General features: G+C 41.9%; 13 protein-coding genes. 2 read left to right on the forward strand and 11 right to left on the reverse strand.

The window, feature by feature from the left end; genetic code table 11:
• Positions 1–156: 156 nt before the first annotated feature.
• On the reverse strand, positions 157–1,515 hold the full coding sequence (locus ACKI5G_RS03100) for a sodium-dependent transporter (protein WP_407397559.1): 1,359 nt from the start codon (positions 1,513–1,515) through the stop codon (positions 157–159).
• Positions 1,516–1,699: 184 nt separating this feature from the next.
• Between ACKI5G_RS03100 and ACKI5G_RS03105 the strand changes: the two genes are divergently transcribed.
• Both ACKI5G_RS03105 and ACKI5G_RS03110 read left to right on the forward strand, forming a co-directional pair.
• A complete protein-coding gene (locus ACKI5G_RS03105) occupies positions 1,700–2,083 on the forward strand; it encodes a hypothetical protein (RefSeq protein ID WP_407397561.1) in 384 nt (127 codons plus the stop codon).
• Positions 2,080–5,463 (forward strand): ATP-binding protein, encoded by a 3,384-nt coding sequence (locus tag ACKI5G_RS03110; RefSeq protein WP_407397563.1) that lies wholly within the window; start codon positions 2,080–2,082, stop codon positions 5,461–5,463. Before ACKI5G_RS03105 ends, ACKI5G_RS03110 begins: the two co-directional genes overlap by 4 nt.
• An 80-nt stretch (positions 5,464–5,543) precedes the next feature.
• On the opposite strand, the gene ACKI5G_RS03115 is transcribed toward ACKI5G_RS03110, so the two are convergent.
• The 10 genes from ACKI5G_RS03115 to aroB form a co-directional block, all read right to left on the reverse strand.
• On the reverse strand, positions 5,544–8,813 hold the full coding sequence (locus ACKI5G_RS03115; RefSeq protein ID WP_407397564.1) for an ATP-binding protein: 3,270 nt from the start codon (positions 8,811–8,813) through the stop codon (positions 5,544–5,546).
• Positions 8,814–8,997: 184 nt separating this feature from the next.
• Positions 8,998–9,948, reverse strand: coding sequence for a tyrosine-type recombinase/integrase (locus ACKI5G_RS03120; protein ID WP_407397566.1), 951 nt, complete (start codon positions 9,946–9,948; stop codon positions 8,998–9,000).
• A 246-nt stretch (positions 9,949–10,194) separates the two neighbouring features.
• The gene (locus tag ACKI5G_RS03125) at positions 10,195–10,893 is read right to left on the reverse strand and encodes a PrsW family intramembrane metalloprotease (protein ID WP_407397568.1); all 699 of its coding nucleotides are present in this window, start codon (positions 10,891–10,893) and stop codon (positions 10,195–10,197) included.
• Between the two features lie 6 nt (positions 10,894–10,899).
• The gene (locus ACKI5G_RS03130; protein ID WP_407397570.1) at positions 10,900–12,063 is read right to left on the reverse strand and encodes a DNA recombination protein RmuC; all 1,164 of its coding nucleotides are present in this window, start codon (positions 12,061–12,063) and stop codon (positions 10,900–10,902) included.
• Positions 12,064–12,116: 53 nt separating this feature from the next.
• The gene (locus tag ACKI5G_RS03135; RefSeq protein ID WP_407397572.1) at positions 12,117–13,253 is read right to left on the reverse strand and encodes an acyltransferase; all 1,137 of its coding nucleotides are present in this window, start codon (positions 13,251–13,253) and stop codon (positions 12,117–12,119) included.
• 22 nt (positions 13,254–13,275) lie between these two features.
• Positions 13,276–14,010 (reverse strand): SIMPL domain-containing protein, encoded by a 735-nt coding sequence (locus ACKI5G_RS03140; protein ID WP_407397574.1) that lies wholly within the window; start codon positions 14,008–14,010, stop codon positions 13,276–13,278.
• Positions 14,011–14,178: 168 nt separating this feature from the next.
• Positions 14,179–15,924 carry a putative bifunctional diguanylate cyclase/phosphodiesterase gene (locus ACKI5G_RS03145; protein WP_407397576.1) on the reverse strand — a complete coding sequence of 582 codons (1,746 nt, stop codon included), beginning with the start codon at positions 15,922–15,924 and terminating at the stop codon, positions 14,179–14,181.
• A gap of 178 nt (positions 15,925–16,102) precedes the next feature.
• Complete coding sequence (gene lepB / locus ACKI5G_RS03150) at positions 16,103–16,624, reverse strand: signal peptidase I (protein ID WP_407397578.1); 522 nt, start codon at positions 16,622–16,624, stop codon at positions 16,103–16,105.
• Between the two features lie 79 nt (positions 16,625–16,703).
• Positions 16,704–17,045, reverse strand: a complete 342-nt coding sequence (rplS, locus tag ACKI5G_RS03155) for a 50S ribosomal protein L19 (RefSeq protein ID WP_027396532.1) — start codon at positions 17,043–17,045, stop codon at positions 16,704–16,706.
• Positions 17,046–17,180: 135 nt separating this feature from the next.
• The gene (aroB, locus tag ACKI5G_RS03160) at positions 17,181–18,269 is read right to left on the reverse strand and encodes a 3-dehydroquinate synthase (RefSeq protein WP_407397580.1); all 1,089 of its coding nucleotides are present in this window, start codon (positions 18,267–18,269) and stop codon (positions 17,181–17,183) included.
• Positions 18,270–18,294: the final 25 nt, after the last annotated feature.

Below are 18,294 nucleotides of genomic sequence, written 5' to 3' on the forward strand. Positions count from 1 at the left end.
GCTATGGCCATGCTGTTGGGCACAGAGGATTTCCAGGAGGGCATAAAGGCCTTCTCGGAAAAACGGGCTCCGGTGTTTAAGGGGAAATAAAAGAGGATTTAATATAAAAAAACCTCGAAATCTTCATAGTTAAAGGTTTCGAGGTTTTCATTTTATTTACTGTATTAATCCTTGCACGATAATCACAAAGAGCATAATTGGCAGAATCCACTGGAAATAGCCCTTCACCCAGGTAGGGAACTTCATTCCGTCACCGGTGTTCACCTCTTCAAAGAAGTTCTTGAAGCCCCAGCCGTATTTAGTAACGCAGAACAGCAGGAAGATAAGGGAACCGATTGGCAGAATCAGATTACTTACCAGGAAGTCCTCAGTATCCAGCACACCGCGGTTGCCAATAATGGTAACGCTTTCCCATACATTGAAGCCCAATGCGCAAGGGATACTCAAAAGGCCCACCATAAAGCCGTTGATAACAGCGGCCTTCTTACGGTTCCATTTGAAGGTATCCATGCAGAAGGAAATAATATTTTCGCAAACTGCAAGCACGGTGGAGAAGCTGGCAAAGGTCATAAACAGGAAGAACAGTGCTCCCCAGATAAGACCACCGGTCATATCCATAAACACGTTAGGCAGTGTAACAAACAACAGGGAAGGCCCGGCATCTGGTCTCAGGCCATATGAAAAGCAGGCAGGGAAGATAATCATACCAGCCATAATAGCTACGATGGTATCCAAAGCTGCAATGCGAACGGATTCACCAGGCAGGGAATGATGCTTGTCAATGTAGCTGCCAAAGATTTCCATAGAACCCATACCAACGCTAAGGGTGAAGAATGCCTGATTCATGGCAGCAGAGATAACGGTCCACCAGCCATGCTGATTAACACCATCTAGGCTTGGCAGAAGCAGGAAGGAAAGACCCTCCATACCGCCAGGCAACACCAAACTGTGAAGCCCCAAAACGATAATAAGAATCAGCAGAGCCCCCATCATAATTTTGGTTACCTTTTCAAGACCACCCTGAATACCGGCACTTAAGATTATAAAGCAAATGATAACCTCAAGGAGCATCCAGAATACCAGCTCCACAGGATCGGACAGCATATTGCCAAATACGTTGCCAATCTGTTCAGTGCTCATACCCGGCGTAAATTCACCACGAATGAATTTAAAGAAGTAGTCCAGCATCCAGCCGGAAACTACGGTATAAAACATCATCAGGATATAGTTACCCACAATACTGGTAAGACCGTGAATATGCCATTTGGTGCCCGCAGGCTCCAGCTTCTTAAAGCCAAGGTATGCAGATTTCTGACTTGCACGTCCTACGGACAGCTCCATAGCCAGTACAGGCACACCCATAATCAACAAGAATAATAAGTAGATAAGTACAAACAATCCACCGCCGTACTCACCACAGATGTATGGAAAACGCCATACATTACCTATGCCGATAGCGCAACCAGCACTTACCAGCAGGAACCCCAGTCTGGACTGGAAGGATTCTCTCTCCATTAGTCAAAGACCCCCTACAAAAATTCAATCATACTCGAATATTTTAACACAGAGGTATACAAGTTTACAAATACAATTTTTGCAGGAAAAAAGGGCTCCCGTGTCGAAGCTATACCACATTAAGGAAGATAGGAAAAGAAGAGTAGAGAAAGGCAACCCGGACATACAGAATTGAGGGATTATTATGGTTGCTAAATCAAAGATGGTAAAAACCAAGAATGTAAAAAAGGTTTCATTAAAGGAACTTTTGTCTGAGGACACCATGGGTAAGCAGGAGCTGGTGGCAAAGATGCTTTCCAGTCTTTTCGTACACAATAAGGTGGATGCTGAATTTCAGCAAGTCTTTCGCGCCAGTCTAAGGGATGTTATACGTTCTGTAGCGGAGGATTGTTTTTCAATGGGCTACAACAGTGGCTATGATGAGGGCCTGAAGGATGGCAATGTCATTGGACGCAAAGAATTTAAGGCAGAAGAGGAAAAGGCCATGGCAGAATTCCAAAACAAGCTGGAGGAGGAACTGGTTAAGGAAATCCTTATGAGTGTAAAGCCAGAGGGAATGCTGCAATGATAAAGGTGATAGAAATGATGAAACGCTTTATTTTAATATGTGTTTTTTTGCTGTTGAGCGTTTTCACCGGTTGTAGTCCTCAGCCAGTAGAAGTTTCTCCGGCAGACATGGACAGTGGCGCACCTTTAACCGGCAAGGTGGTAAAGGTGGGTTACTTTAATGATGGTAATTTTATGAGAGGTGCCTCCCAGGATGCAGTCAAATCCGGCTATGGTTATGAATACCTTCAGGCGGTGTCAATTTATACGGGATGGCGCTATGAGTATGTTTATGGTAGCTGGTCAGAGCTGTACAAGAAGCTCCTTTCCGGTGAGATAGACCTTATGACGGATGTCTCCTACACCCCGGAACGGGCCAGACTGATTAATTATCCTAAAGAGGGCATGGGACGTGAAATCTATTATATTGCCGTAAAAACAGACAATGATCAGATAGATAGTACGGATTTAAGCACTTTTAACGGGAAAAAAATCGGCGTGGAGGCAAACTCCATTCAGATAAAGTATCTGGAGGATTGGATTAAAGAAAATGATATTGACTGTGAAATTGTCCCTATGGGCAGTGGAACTGATAATAAAATCAAGGCCTTGATGGCGGGAGAGATTGACGCCCTTGTCAGAACCCATTTCCGGGGAAAAGTAAATGGAATATCAAATATTATAATGTTGGGGGATTCCGATTATTTTCTTGCAACTTCCCCAAAGCGTACAGACCTTGTAGAGGAGCTCAACGTTGTCCAACCGAAAATTATGGCATCTCATCCTTATTTCTGGAATGATATGGAATATAAGTATTTTAAGGATGCCATGGTGGATTCAAGACTTTCCCCTGATGAAAGGGAATGGCTGAATAACAAAAAATATCTTCGTATCGGTTATTTTAAGAATAATTTGCCTTTAAGTGATAAAGGTGCCAATGGTGAAACTCCGGATGGGGTTATTACCGCTGTAATGAATGGTATTTGTAAGAATATTGAAGTGGATCCTTCAATTATTACTTATGTGCCTTTTGATGACAGTGATAGTCTCAAAAATGCCTTGCTTTGGGGCGATGTGGATGCGGCCTTTGGCTTCTACAAGGATTTGTGGTGGGCAGAAAAGGTGGGACTGTCCCAGACCAATGATATTTTCACCATTGGACTTAGAATGATAATAAGGGATGACTTTGATGTTAATGAGGCCAAGCGGATTGCTATTGCAAAGAATAAGCCAATTCCAACATCCCTTATGTTGTCGGGAATTTTTAATGGTAATTACGAATATGTATATTATGATTCTGTATCCGACTGTTATGAGGCGGTTAAAAGGGGAAAAGTGGATGCGACTATTTCTAATGAATATGTGTCCCGAAAATACCTTCAGAGGAATAATGCATATAGCGGTTTGAAAGAGGTAGATACCTTTTCTGATGCAGGGGTATGTTTGTCTGTAAATCGAAACAATATTCACATGCTATCTATTTTTGAGCGGGGTATTATCAACCTTGATCAGCGCGAGATAGAAAAAGTTCTTTCAGCTAATGTTTTCTCCAGTGTTCGTTCTAATTTGCATGATTTATTGCAGGATTATTGGTGGATTTTGCTTATACTTGGAGTTGTATTCCTGCTGATTCTGATAAATATGTATATTTTAAACAGAAGTCGCAAGCGTATATCCAAGGTTAATCAGGTGCTGAGAATTCAGACGGATCAGCTAAAGGTGGCAAATGATGAGCTGATGATAGCCAATGAACATCAAGCGTATGCCAATGAGGAGCTGCTGACCAGAAATGACGAGGTAAAGGAGCTGTTGGATAAGCAGCGTAAGGCCATTGCTATTATTGAAAACAATCATGAGGCATTGAAATCAGCTAACTGGATCATTGAGTTTGACCCGGTGGGTACTGTAGACAATGTAAACTGGAGTGATGGTTTGCGCCACATCTTAGGGTATACGGATGCTAGTGATTTCCCTGATGCCCTGGAGGCTGTGGTTAGTCTTATTTATCCTGAAGACCGCCTGGAGGGTGGCAAGTATTTATGGGAAGTTTTGCATGGTCATAACGAGGATGTCAATATCGTTGACCATGAAATAAGAATAAAGACAAAGGACAGGGATTATGTATGGTTCCGTGCCTATGCCCGTCTGTATAGGCGAAGCGATGGTACTCCTCTGAGATTATATGGCGTATTACAGGATATTAACGAATACAAGGACATGATAGCTCTTAAGGATGAGGCACTTTTAAAGGCCCAGCAGGCAAATCAGGCCAAGAGTATATTCCTCAATAACATGTCTCATGATATCCGTACTCCAATGAATGGTATCATGGGGTACACAGCCTTGGCTGAGGAAAATCTTGGCAATGAGTCTGAGGTAAAGACATATCTGGAGAAAATTAAGCTGGTAAGCAAGCATCTTCTTAGTCTTATAAATGATGTTCTGGATATGAGCCGTATTGAAAGTGGACGTATTGAGTTGGAGCCGCAGCCTACTAATCTGATTTCTCTAGTCGATGAGCTGAAATCAATTCTCCAGTCCGATGTGGAAGCGAAAAAGCTGCAATTCCAGGTGGATACTAATGGTATTATGGACGATACAGTGCTCTGTGACCGTCTCCGTCTGAAGCAGGTTCTCCTTAACCTTCTAAGTAATGCGGTGAAATTCACTCCAGTAGGTGGTTTGGTTTCCATTAAGCTGTTTCAAAAGCCTGCCAGTGATGCTAACCGCTCGACCTTTGAGTTCCATGTAGAGGATACCGGCATTGGTATTGACAAGGACTTTATTGACCGGCTCTTTGTCCCATTCGAAAGAGCCCGTAATAGCACAGTAAGCGGCATTCAGGGTACTGGCTTGGGGATGTCCATTACCAAGAGTATAGTGGATATCATGGGTGGTACCATTACCGTTGATAGTGAGCCTAATAAAGGAACAAAGTTTGTTGTTTCTGTGGAATTTAAGACTATTATGCATCAGGATGTGAATGTTAATGTCAGAACCAAGGATAGCTATGACTTTACAGGGAAGTCGGTACTTCTGGTAGAGGATAATATGATAAATCAGGAAATTGCCAATGCTCTGCTGGAGGGGGTTAACTTTAAGGTAGATGTGGTAGGCAATGGCTCCGAGGCATTGGAAAGAATGAAGACAGCCAAGGATGGCCAATATGATGTTATCCTTATGGATATTCAGATGCCGGTAATGGATGGTTATGAGGCTACCGAAGCAATACGGGCTATTGGCAGTGATTACTGCAAGAAAGTACCAATTATAGCTATGACGGCAAATGTTTTTGCAGAGGATAAGCTGAAGGCCATGAATGCAGGTATGAATGGTCATGTATCCAAGCCGATTGATACTCGTGAATTGTTTAATACCTTAAAATCAATCATCAATGATTAATCAGGTTTAAGTTTTACCAATTGAAAAGGCATATACCCCGTATTATGAAGGGTATATGCCTTTATTATTGGTTTAGGAATCTACATAATTATATCGGTGATGTCGACAACGTATACAAAGCATACAACTTCTTCGCCGTTATAGGCTCTGCAGCCAATGGAATCAAGATGACGGGTTTCACCGTCCCGACGGGTAATACTGAATTTGAAGGAGCCAATATAGGAGGTGCTGGCATTTAAGTCTTCCACCTTGCTGGTTACATCATCCCGTTCCTTCACGATAACGATATTTTTAATTGATCCATCAGAGAAGGCGGTGAATTTATCAAAGGTGTCACAGCCAAGAATATCCAATACCGTTTCATCGGCGTACAGGGTTTCTGCTTTTTTATTTGGCCTGAAAATATAGTAGCCGCATTCCAGTCCCATGCGTTTATATTTTTCCTTAAAGTTATCCATTATGTTGCTGCGGATGTAATAATCCTTATGCTCCATAACCATTTCAATGGTGCTGAAGAGCTTATGAATATCGAAAGGCTTTGGAATATGAGCATTCATCCCAGCCAGAAGGGCAGCGCGTTTGTCCTCGTCAAAGGCGTTGGCAGTCATAGCAATAATAGGAATGCCGGAATGAGCAGGCTCCTGCATACCACGAATGGTGATGGTGGCCTTGTAGCCGTCCATTTGCGGCATTTGTACATCCATCAGTACCAGATCGTAATAACCAGGATCAGAATTAGCCAGCATATTTACGGCCTCAACGCCATTTTTGGCGTGTTCGACTTTAAAGCCCTGAGCCTCCAAAACAGTTTGGGCAATTTCTGCATTCAGCTCGTTATCCTCAGCCAGAAGGATGCGCATACCATGGAATTTTGAGGTATCAATCTCCTGTTGATCATCATCCAGGCTGTGGTGCAGGTGCTCCGGTGCAATCTTGTTTGGCATGAGGAGAGTAAAGATGGTCCCCTTTCCAGGCTCACTTTCTACTGTAATACTGCCTCCCAAAAGATCAACCAGCTTTTTTACAATGTGCATACCAAGTCCAGTACCGATAATACCGCTTTGGGTGGTATTTTTTTCCCGGGTAAAGGCATCAAAGATGGTATCCAGGAAGTCCTTTGGCATACCAATACCTGTATCTGCAATAACTACTCTAAAGAGGCCTGTGTCAGAGGTATCTGATGGTTCCTCGGAAACATGGAAGGATACACTGCCGCCGGAAGGGGTATATTTTAGGGAATTGCTTATGAGATTTAGCAGAATTTCTCTAATTTTGGTGGCATCTGCCATGATATGGTGGTGTTCAACATTAAGTGAGTAGGTGAAATTTAATCCTTTTTCCTTCATCTGTGCTTCAAAAACCGCACAAATTTCCGGAACTATTTTTTCCAGATTGATACAGGATTCATCAACTGTTGCCTTGCCACTTTCAATACGGGCCATTTCCAGCACGTTATTTATTAGTGACAACAGGAATTTATTTGAGGACTGGATTTTTTCAATATAACTGAGGGCAAGTTCCTTATTATCGATATTTTTTTCCAGAAGGGCAGTAAAACCGATAATGGCGTTCATCGGTGTCCTTATGTCATGGGACATATTGAAGAGGAATGAGGTTTTGGCTTTATCGGCCTTTCTTACATCTATCAAAGACTGAGTCAGCTTTCCCTGGTATTCCTTCAAGGCGGTATTTTGCTCATCAATAAGCTGATTCTTTGCCTTAAGACGACGGTTGGTAATGGTCATAAAGAGGACAACAAGTATTACAGACATTACCAGCACCAGCCCAAGAATACAGGCAACCAGATTGGTGGAAATGAATTTATTAATGGAAAACGGGGCTATAGGCTGATGAGCCCCTATTATAGCATCAATTTCACCATTATTTATAAGTCCACGTCCCTTATCAATCATGGATATTAAAGGTACATTTTCTTTGGTGGTGGCGAAGCAAAGGGGGACAGTTACCATCATTGGTGTGTATTCCAGGTCAGGGTAGGCCTGAGAATAGATGGCCAGGGTGGATCCTAAGCCAATGGCGCCTGTGGCCTTGCCGTTATGAACCACCTCCATACACTCAGAGAGGTTATTACAAGGTACATAATTGTTAATAATATCACTGTTGAAGGTGTAGTTTTTAACATTTAATTTTTTCAGATAGGCAAGAGTATCAAAAGCATCAGCGTATGGCGTGTCAGCCTTTCTAACCAAGCCAAGCTGTACATCATATATATTAGTTGAAATAATAACACCGTCACGGGCGGCCTGATCATAATCAAAGAAATACTGGATAAGGTCTATTTCATTATTGCGTAGCGCTTCCAGCATATCTTCCCGGTTGTCGAACATGGAGAAATTCAATTGTATATCATCGATGTATAAAACATTAAATATGCGGTTCAAGGTATCAATTGAAGCGCCTTTTAATTCCTTGGTGTTTGGGTCACGGTAGATAAAAGGTGGGTCATCAGCCAAGCAACCAACATTAATAACCGGATGCTGGCTAAGCCATTGGAGCTCTGCAGAGGACAAGCTCTTTCTGATGGATGCGTAGGCAAAGTGCCGCTTGCTGATGTCAGTAATAAAATACGGATTTATAGACATCATCAGGCGATGGGCGTCATTAAGATCCTTGAGAATATCAGGACGGGCTTTATTGACTACAAGGTAGAAATTGTCCTCACCAACACTTCCGAAAGCAATAAAGTGGGGTTTATTGTATCTGTTGGCTATAAGATTCAGGTCAACCTCACCGGCCCATAGAGCAGCCCGACGGGCCGCACTGTTCTCATATTCCACAATTTCTGCATCCACATTATTTTTTTCCAGCCATTCCTTTAAAATGCCGATCTGCTTTGTACCCTTGGTCACGCCAATTTTTTTGTGCTGAAGGGTATCAAGATTTCCGGAAATAATTTCCTTATTATGGTCCAGAAAATAGAGATAGTAATTTTCAACTCCCATTGCTTCATTTGGAAAAGCTAAATATTTGGCCCTTTCTTCAGTATAGCTGACATCATAGGCCAAATCAGCCTCGCCATATTTTAGGGCGTTGATGCAGTCCGTAAAGCCAGGGTATATTTTGTACTCCAAATCCCAGCCGGAATATCTGGCAATGGTTTCAATATATTCGTAGGCATAGCCGTTTTTTCGGTTGTTGCCGTCATTTAATATGAAAATTTCATCAGCATCATAGGTTGCTACTTTGACGGTCTTACGCGGGTGATTATATTCTCCCTCATTTGCATAAGCTGGCATTATCCAATAGGAAAGCAACTGCATAGCCAACAAAAGAAGTCCCGTTATTATCAGAAAAGATTTTCTAATATTCTTAAAAAATAGGAAATCCATTATAACCACTCCCTGTGAAAAACCAGAAAGAATATTTAAATTATAAAATAACCCTTTTACCTTATTTCGACCTTAGTATTTATTTTTCCTGCATAGGGGAGAAGGTTTATATTTGGTATTTACTTCCGATAACCATATTTTATCGGAAGTAAAGTTTCGCATTATTTTTGGGGCTATATCGGGTTTATTTACTTCGTTTTGGGGCTATAATATTTGTTGCCCGTTTGCTAAGTGTTGGATTGTCCTCCATATATTTTATGGCGGATATAATATTTTGTTGTCTTAGGGTTTTCTGTACCAGCTTGATATCATTTGTGGCCTTAAAAAGATTTGTTCCGCAGCTGTTGCGCAAAAGGTTGGCTGAAGAGCCGGAAACCTTTAATCCAGCTTTATCAAGTGCATTATTTATAATGAGTCGCATGCCATTTCTGGACAACCTGCCAGCAAAATTATTTTTTGAATTGGAAATAATTAAAGGCGCCAGTTTACCGATTAGTTCATCAATGATTGGTCCAGGAATGCTGTTGACATAGTCCACAAGTACATTAATAGTTTCTTGGCAGGGATAAATCTGCTGTGTTTGGGATATGTCACTAACATCAGATGAGCTAATTTCAATCGTATAATTTTCCCAATTGATGTCCTGCATATTAAGTCTGAATATATCTACGGGGCGCAATCCCTCTACGCTGAAAAGATATAAAATTAATGTGTTGCGGTTTCGTACAAAGTCATCAGGCTCATCATTATAGGTGTTACACACCACCTGCAGCTGGTTCATATCCAGATAGTAACGCAGGGTTGGCGGATTCCCACCCTGGGTCTGTATGTTGCTGCAGGGATTATCGAATATGAGATTTTGAGAAATAGCAGCCCGATAAAGAGCCTTTAGGGCAGATATTTTTATATGAATGGTCAAAGGCTTGTACCCCTTGTCCAGAAGCTCCTGGTAATAAATCCTGATTTGCTGCTCTGTCATCTTTAAGGGCTGACGGTTGTTTTTATGGCACCAGTTTAAAAAAATGCGTATATGCTTCATATAGGATTCCAGCGTATCAGGGCTGGGATTTCCTTTGGCAATACAAGTAATGAGATATTGCTCTATGTTTTGGATGAAATCTTCTTCAGTGATCATGTTGAGTTCTTCTAATGTGTATGAAATAGATTAGTGATTTATTACTTCGAGCAGGTAATTACTTTAACTGTAGGTAATTATAATTACCTACAGTTAAAGTATAACACCCCTACCTATATGTACACAATAAGCTATTAAACAATATCCAAAAACAAAACCAAAAAAAGGAATCCTACTGGCCATTTCACCAATACGATTCCTCTAATATATTTCTTACAAACAACTTAATCTATATTTATTGCATTCTTAATAATAAATCCGATGGTCTTCCCGGGACATCTTTCTGACCTTGAAAAAGGCATGAGCATAGAGAGCCAAAATAAAGACAAAGAACACCACTATCATCATATCATCCTCAGTAAGCAGGCAAAAATCGTAGAAACCATGCAGCACTGTCGGAATAAACAGGGCCAGCTTCAGGCTCCTGTCCTTCACCTTCCTATCCATGCGATGAAGGTATTCCTTGGCCTGACCATAGTAAATACCCATAAATATAGCAAATACCCCATGGCCAGGAATGGATGTAAAGGCACGACCAATTGCGATACCAAAGCCTCCATCCAGCACATACATGATATTTTCCAAAATAGCAAAGCCCATGCTGACACATACAGCATACACAATAGCATCAAACCGATAGTTAAAATTTGGATGGGTCCATGTCAATTTTTTCAGTACAAAGAGCTTGCAGCCCTCCTCCATAAGAGCTACCCCCAGCAGGGCCTCAAAAAAGGCATATTCAACTGTACCGGAATCCAGAAGCTGATCTAATATACCTCCTGCAATCAACTCCAATAATACGGCAGGAAAACAGCAAATAGCGCCAAAGCCAACGAGCTTCATCAGAAGCTCCGGTGGCTCCTTCTCTATCTTATCAAGGGTATAAATATAGTACAAAAAAGCCAATCCCGGCACTATGGCCAGATTTACCAGTATATCGTACATATAGTATTAATCCTCCTGCTCTGGCAATGCTTCCACATCACGGAATTTTCTCATAAGCACATTGGTACGGGTATTAACGAGTGCCTCAAATTTATTGCTTACCTGCCCAAACTGCTTATAAATCGCCTCCATGGCCTCATTATATTTTATCAGCTCGCTCTTAACCTCCCCCAGTGTTTTCCACACCTCGTTGGAACGCTTCTGAATAGCCAGGGTTCTAAAGCCCATCTGCAAGCTGTTAAGCAGGGCCGCCATAGTACTAGGCCCCGCAATATTAACCTTGTATTTGTGCTGTAGACCTTCCACCATGCCACTGTCCACTGCGTGGGCATACAGCCCCTCTGTTGGCAGGAACATAATGGCAAAGCTGGTAGTATATGGTGGCTTCAGATATTTTACAGCAATATCCTTGGCCTCACTGTCCAAGCGTTTTTCCAACTCCCGCTGGGCCTGTTCAATAAGCACCTTATCACCTGTGGCTTGAGTATCCAGCAAATGGTTGTAGGAGTCCATGGGAAATTTTGCATCTATTGGAAGATACACCATATCCCCATCCATACCAGGCATCTTAATAGCAAATTCTACCCGTTTGCCACTTTCAGGTACCGTCTCCACATTTTCATCAAATTGGTCAGCTGTTAAAATATCCACCAGAATATTTTTCAGCTGGTATTCTCCTAACACGCCACGGGTTTTCACTCCACTGAGAACCTGCTTCAGACTGCCCACATCATTGGCCAGAGCCTGCATTTCCCCCAGACCCTTATACACCTGCTCCAGCTGGGCACTGACAGTTTTAAAGGAAGCCGCAATACGCTTTTCCAAAGCGGTCTGTAGCTGCTCATCCACAGCCCCCTTTATTTCCTTGAGATTTTTATCCAGCTCTCCCCGCAGTTCAGCAATGCCCTTTTCCGTCTCATGGCGGACCGATACCAGCCCCTGATTCACACTGTCCTTTATTTCCTTCAGGCTCTGGGTGTTGGCATTGTCCAGCTGCATAATATTGCGGCAAATGTCCTCCTTGGTCATCTGCTGGCCATCTCCAAGAGCCTTCTGCATATTCCACAATACCTGTTCAGCCCTGGAATTATCCGGCTTTTTGGTGATTAATATTGCCAGCATTGCAATAATAATAACCAAAAGTACTATTATAATATATGAAATCTCCATAAATTTCTACCTCAAAATCCCCACATAAAAGGCTCCCCGCAGGGAGCCTTTTGTCACACTGTTTTCTTTGGATATACCCCAATAGTTCCCTTATTGATAAATGGTAAAAACTCACCCAATCGACGCATAATAACAGCCATCATCAAGGTAGCCAGAACCACATCAAAATACATGATTATAGCAGGCACAGCATTAATCCTAAGATTAATTTTCTCAAAAAATAGTGAAATATAAGTGATAGCCACAGGATGAGCCAGATACATAAAATAGGAGTGTTTGCCCAAAAGGGAAAGCACAGGCTTTATTTTATCCGGCAATCTCCAGAGGGTGAAAATCGTAAAGAAAAACAGGCAGGCTCCCAAAGTATAAATTACTCCCGTTGGGGAAAGCTGATGAGCCGTATTTACGCCCTCCAGCGGTGTATAGCCCTTGCTGTACAACAAATAATAATAGTAGCTTAAATGAGCCGCCAATGTAAGCCAGAAAAAGGCCACAATAGAGCTGCGGTATTTTTCCATAAAGCCCATAAACTTATCCATGTTTACTGCCAAATACCCACCCAAAAGGAAGATAAATACATAATGAATCACCCAATAATTCAGGTGGTACATGGCAAATGGCCTGATATAAGCATTCTCAACAGCCCAGGCATTCCAAACAAAGCACAGATAATAGTTAACGGCAATCTGGAATACCAGCAGTAAAGCCAGCTTAGTAATATTCAATCGTTTAACTGCCCATACCCAAACAGGCATCAACAGATAGAACCAAATCAGCAAAACCATGAAATAGAGCTGGTAATTGGCAAGGCCAAAAAACAGATCATATAGTATTGTAATTGGCTTTAGCGGACTGTAATCCTTCCACAAAACACAGTAATGAAGAATATAAAATAGGGACCATACCACATAAGGTACTACCACAGCCTTGTAGCGGCGCTTTAAAAAGTCCTTATATACAAAAGGCTTGGTCATGTCCATATTATAAAACAGCCCAAAGGCAGAAATAAAGAAGAAAATAGGTACGCTGAATCTGGTAAAAATCTCCAACAACGCTACCAAATGGGCATTACCAGGTGCTTCCGGTGTCAGGTGCTGTCCCAAATAAGCTGACCCGATATGGATACCGATAACGCCCAGCATGGAGATACCCCGAATAAATTCTATGGCCTCTAAACGTGGCTTTTTCATCAAAAAACTCCCAAATTGTTATTTATTCTACAATATAGTCTATATGAACAGTGGCGCTGACATCTATGGTACCTGCCTCCAAAGGAGCAACCATAGCATTTACGGCAACCATATCCATAGCATTTTTTCCCAGTCTGGTATTTTCTCTGGAGGTTACAGAACCAACATTTTCCGTTACCAGCTTAATGCCGGTAATACGTACCCCAAGGGCTCCCGCCAGAATATCAGCCTTGTTTCTGGCATCCCTTACAGCGTTCTTGAGGGCTGACCGACGCAAGGACTCAGGCTCCTTCACATCATAGCTGAGGCTATCAATGCGATTGGCACCATTATTTAATGCTGCTTCAATAACACTGCCTGCTTTAACCACCTCATCAACCCTTACTGCTATATAGTTGGTGGCGGTACAGCCTACCATTTCAGCAGGTCTTCCCTCGGGATAATTATATATTGGAGTTATGTCAAAAAAAGCTGTCTTGATATCACTGTCCTTGACTCCCAAATTCTTTATAGCTGTCAGCACAGAGGACATTTTATTGCCATTTTCAATTTGAGCTGCTTTGGCATCCTTTGCTGTGGTTTCAATACCTATACGGATATCTGCCACATCTGGACTGGTGACCACCTTGCCATAGCCACTTACGGAAATAACAGAAGGCTCGGCATACTGTTCACTTGGAGCAGCAGTGGCCAAAGTTGCAATACCCAGACACATCATAACGCACAATATCATTGTGTAAAGCTTCTTACTCAGCATAAAAAAACCTCCTCTGAAAAAAACATTTTAGCACGTCAAATATTATACCATATATGGAACTTATCTTCATTAAATGTGCATAAGAAAACCCTATGGAGGGTTACTATTTCATAACCGGCAGCATAGGGCTTTAAATATCTAAATTTTTTTAAATTACACCATAGCCTGTTAATTGTTGCAACAGTACGCATTATCCAATATGTACTTTACAAAATTCTCCTCTTTCATAGGCTGTGAGAAATAATATCCCTGAATCATATCAGCACCATAATTTCTGAGAATATCCAGCTGTTCCTTGGACTCAACTCCCTCAACTACAGTATTTAATTCCAGGCTGTTGGCAAGATTGATACAACCATGAAGTATACTGCTGCGTTTCTTGTCACTGATTTGATTCATAAAGGATTTGTCCAGCTTAATAATATCAAGTGGTAAATCCCCTAAAATATTAAGTGAGGAATAGCCTGAGCCAAAATCATCCAACTCAATCTTAAAGCCATAGCTTTGACATTCCTGAAGGGTACGCTGCATTTCATTGAGTCTTGATTCAAAAATATTTTCCGTAACCTCCAAATGAAGCAAGGAACGGTCAACTCTGTATTTATTAGTTATACTCAATATTTTTTTGACAAAATCAGGCTGGCGGAAATTCAGGCGGGAAAAATTCACCGATATAGGGAAAGGCTGTATTCCAAGGGCTTCCCAGCGCTTAATGCACTTGCAGGTTTCCTCCCACACATACATATCCACCTCAACAATAAAGCCGCTGGCTTCCATAATTGGAATAAATTCGGATGGATACAGGCTTCCAAGCTCTGAATGATTCCAGCGAAGAAGGGTTTCCGCTCCTTCCAGATCCCCGGTAAAGGCATTATGCTTAGGCTGAAAAACCAAATAAAATTCACCTGTACGGAGAGACTCACGCATATCATTTTCCATACGGCGATAACGCTCCAGTTCCTCCAGCATCTTGTCCTCATAGAAGGCGTAGAGCTTACCATACTGATGCTTAATAGGCTGCAGAGCCATCATGGCACGATCGCAGGCAATAGCAGTTGAAATAGAGCTATCAATATTTTCATAAATACCCAACCGGAAAACAAGATCCTTCATGGAAATTACATCCCTGGCAGACTGATGAATATAGCGAATAAAATCATCAGTAAGAATCCCGGTATGCTCCATAAAGGTCACAAACTGATCTCCACCGTAGCGTCCCAAAAGGAAATCATTTCCTGTACTGCACTGCAGCCACTCACTGATTTCAGTTATAATCTTATCACCGGTCTCATAGCCGAAATGCTCATTTACAAGCTTAAAATCCACCACATCAGACACTACAATATCGTATTTTTTATCAGGATTGGCTGCCATAATCTGGTCGGCCTTTTCACAAAAGGCACGACGATTCAGAAGACCTGTAAGATGATCAATATGGGAATTTTCATCCTTCATTCTATTCTCTATTTCTTCCAGATTATTACTATGACCAATGGAAGAACTGGCTACAAAAGAACGCACTGTAACAAACCCTGAAAAACGATCATCCGTATCAGGGAAGAATTCCATAATTGCCGGCTGATAATTCCCTTCCTTGCCAATCAGGCGAAGGTAAACAATCTGCACTGAGCCATTTACACACCTTTTGCAGAGTTTTTTTAAATTTGAAGGATTGGCAAAATCTATGAAGCGCTGGCGAACACTTTCGTGACACATTCCACTGTTGACGAAATCATTAAACCATTCACTTAATGTTGCTTCCTTTAGGTTAATAGTCGTACGTTCCCGTTCAAAGTCATCCAGTTTTATAATATGAAAACTATCTTTGCGCAAATTAACATGTACGACCTTATTATAACAGCTTCCCAAAAGCCTCTTTACAAATAGTTGACGCATCTCCTGTGCATCATGCATACCGCTTTCCCCTCCACAGATATGTACATATTCATATTAGTCGTCCATCAATAACGATATTTTATCAAAAAAGAATGTTAATTAATACAATATTCCTTAGTCCTATAGTCCTAATTCTAAGCCACGCAAAAATACACCAGGGAAAGCCTGGTGTATCAATTCCATATAAAATTCCCCATTAAGGCAGTGTTTTCCAAGCGGATAACGGCCAGAATACCAGCATTGCCTTGCCCTTCAACAAATCGTATGGCACGAAGCCCACATCAGGGAAGCGGCTATCCTCGGAATTGTTACGGTTATCTCCCATAACAAAGACATGTCCCTCCGGAATAGTAGTCTTAGGATAATCCATACGACTCTTGGCCAGGATATAGTCCTCATTCTGCAGCTCGCCGTTTACATAAACATTGTGCTCCTTAATCTCAATGGTATCGCCTGGAACAGCAATAACACGCTTGATAAAGTCACGGCTTTTATCTCTTGGATATTGGAATATAAGTATCTCGCCTCGCTCAGGAGCACGCACCTTGTAAATAAATTTATTCACTACAAGACGCTGCTGATGCTCTAAAGTTGGCATCATGGAAGGACCATCCACAAGATACAACTCCACCACAAATGTACGAATAAACATAGCCAATGCCACGGCAACAGCTATGGAAATAACCCAATCTCTTATTTCAGTACCCAACTGACCCATGATAAATCACCCCTTGTTATTTCTCTACTGGGAGAAGAAAAAAAGGGACTGAAAAAACAGTCCCTTTTTAATTCTTGCATTAGCGCTTCTCGCGGATACGAGCAGCCTTACCAGTGAGGTTACGGAGATAGTACAGCTTAGCGCGACGAACAACACCGCGACGCTTAACTTCGATCTTATCGAGTCTTGGGGAGTGCACTGGGAATGTACGCTCTACGCCAACACCGCTAGCGATACGACGAACGGTGAAAGTCTCACGAACGCCAGAACCGGAACGTGCAATAACAACGCCCTCGAATACCTGGATACGCTCACGGGAACCCTCGACAACCTTTACATGGCAACGTACAGTGTCACCCTGCTGGAATGCTGGGATGTCATTTCTGAGCTGTTCTTTCTCTAATTCCTGAATAATGTTCATTGTATATCCTCCTCTATTCAAGTGTTCTTGGCAAGTGTTGAATTCTAATATAGCCTTGTCCAGAGGACCACTCAGATACCCGAATATAATATCATGTAATTTTTCAAAAAGCAAGGAAAAAATAACACTTTTTTTCTATGCCAAGCAATAGTTCATGGAATTTTTCACATCTTCCTCAGAAACATCCTTGGAAATTCTGACTTTGCCGATTTCCTCATCCATCAAAACCCATTTAACTTGACCGTTTACGGTTTTCTTGTCATGGAAAATGGCTTCATACAATGTATCTATGTCACAGCCCTGGGCTTTAACCGGAAGCTGCATTATTCTGATTAAATTTTCTACTTTAGCAAAGGATTCCCCGTCTATAAGCCCCATGGCTCTGCTGATATGAGCCGCACAAACCATACCTATGGCCACTGCCTCACCATGATTATAACGGGTGTAGCCAGTATTCTTCTCAATGGCATGGGCCATGGTGTGACCGAAATTCAAAATAGCCCGCAGACCGGATTCCTTTTCATCCTCGCTTACCACCGCTGCCTTAATCTCACAGGAACGGGCAATCATATAAGCTGTCTCCTCATCCTTTAACTCAAGGATGTCATTGGTATTTTCTTCGAGGTATTTAAAAAATTCCCTATCATATATAATTCCATATTTGATTATTTCTCCAAGTCCGGTATAAATCTCCCGTTTTGGAAGAGTTCTGAGCCAGTCAAGATCCATAAACACAGCCTTTGGCTGATAAAATGCACCTATGAGATTCTTCCCCAAAGGGTGGTTAACGGCAACCTTGCCTCCCACACTGGAATCCACCTGAGCCAAAAGACTGGTAGGAACCTGCACAAATGGTACACCCCGCATATATGACGCTGCTGCAAAGCCCGCCAAATCACCTACCACACCGCCACCCAGGGCAAATATAGGAGATTTTCTGTCGAGGCCCAGCTCTATACAACGGGTCATAATTGCCTCAAATTGCTTTAATGATTTAGAGCTTTCACCGGCAGGAATCTCATATATATCGGCCTCCAGACCACCTTCAGCCAACATATCCTTTAATTTCCCGCCATAAATTGGACCCACATTGGTATCGGTAATAATTAGTCCATGACGGGAAAATGAGCTCTTTTTACAAAACTCCACGATCTCTAAATGTAAATCATTACCTATATAGATATCGTAGCTATTATCTCCTAATTCAACAGTCACAATACGCATAAACTTATAAAACTCCCAACATAAA

Source organism: Anaerovibrio sp. (assembly GCF_045637405.1).
GTDB lineage: Bacteria > Bacillota > Negativicutes > Selenomonadales > Selenomonadaceae > Anaerovibrio.

Excerpts from the sequence above, each read along its gene's own strand:
- ACKI5G_RS03100 (WP_407397559.1), bottom strand. The coding sequence starts at position 1,515 with ATGGAGAGAGAATCCTTCCAGTCCAGACTGGGGTTCCTGCTGGTAAGT.
- ACKI5G_RS03105 (WP_407397561.1), top strand. The coding sequence starts at position 1,700 with ATGGTTGCTAAATCAAAGATGGTAAAAACCAAGAATGTAAAAAAGGTT.
- ACKI5G_RS03110 (WP_407397563.1), top strand. The coding sequence starts at position 2,080 with ATGATAAAGGTGATAGAAATGATGAAACGCTTTATTTTAATATGTGTT.
- ACKI5G_RS03115 (WP_407397564.1), bottom strand. The coding sequence starts at position 8,813 with ATGGATTTCCTATTTTTTAAGAATATTAGAAAATCTTTTCTGATAATA.
- ACKI5G_RS03120 (WP_407397566.1), bottom strand. The coding sequence starts at position 9,948 with ATGATCACTGAAGAAGATTTCATCCAAAACATAGAGCAATATCTCATT.
- ACKI5G_RS03125 (WP_407397568.1), bottom strand. The coding sequence starts at position 10,893 with ATGTACGATATACTGGTAAATCTGGCCATAGTGCCGGGATTGGCTTTT.
- ACKI5G_RS03130 (WP_407397570.1), bottom strand. The coding sequence starts at position 12,063 with ATGGAGATTTCATATATTATAATAGTACTTTTGGTTATTATTATTGCA.
- ACKI5G_RS03135 (WP_407397572.1), bottom strand. The coding sequence starts at position 13,253 with ATGAAAAAGCCACGTTTAGAGGCCATAGAATTTATTCGGGGTATCTCC.
- ACKI5G_RS03140 (WP_407397574.1), bottom strand. The coding sequence starts at position 14,010 with ATGCTGAGTAAGAAGCTTTACACAATGATATTGTGCGTTATGATGTGT.
- ACKI5G_RS03145 (WP_407397576.1), bottom strand. The coding sequence starts at position 15,924 with ATGCATGATGCACAGGAGATGCGTCAACTATTTGTAAAGAGGCTTTTG.
- lepB (WP_407397578.1), bottom strand. The coding sequence starts at position 16,624 with ATGGGTCAGTTGGGTACTGAAATAAGAGATTGGGTTATTTCCATAGCT.
- rplS (WP_027396532.1), bottom strand. The coding sequence starts at position 17,045 with ATGAACATTATTCAGGAATTAGAGAAAGAACAGCTCAGAAATGACATC.
- aroB (WP_407397580.1), bottom strand. The coding sequence starts at position 18,269 with ATGCGTATTGTGACTGTTGAATTAGGAGATAATAGCTACGATATCTAT.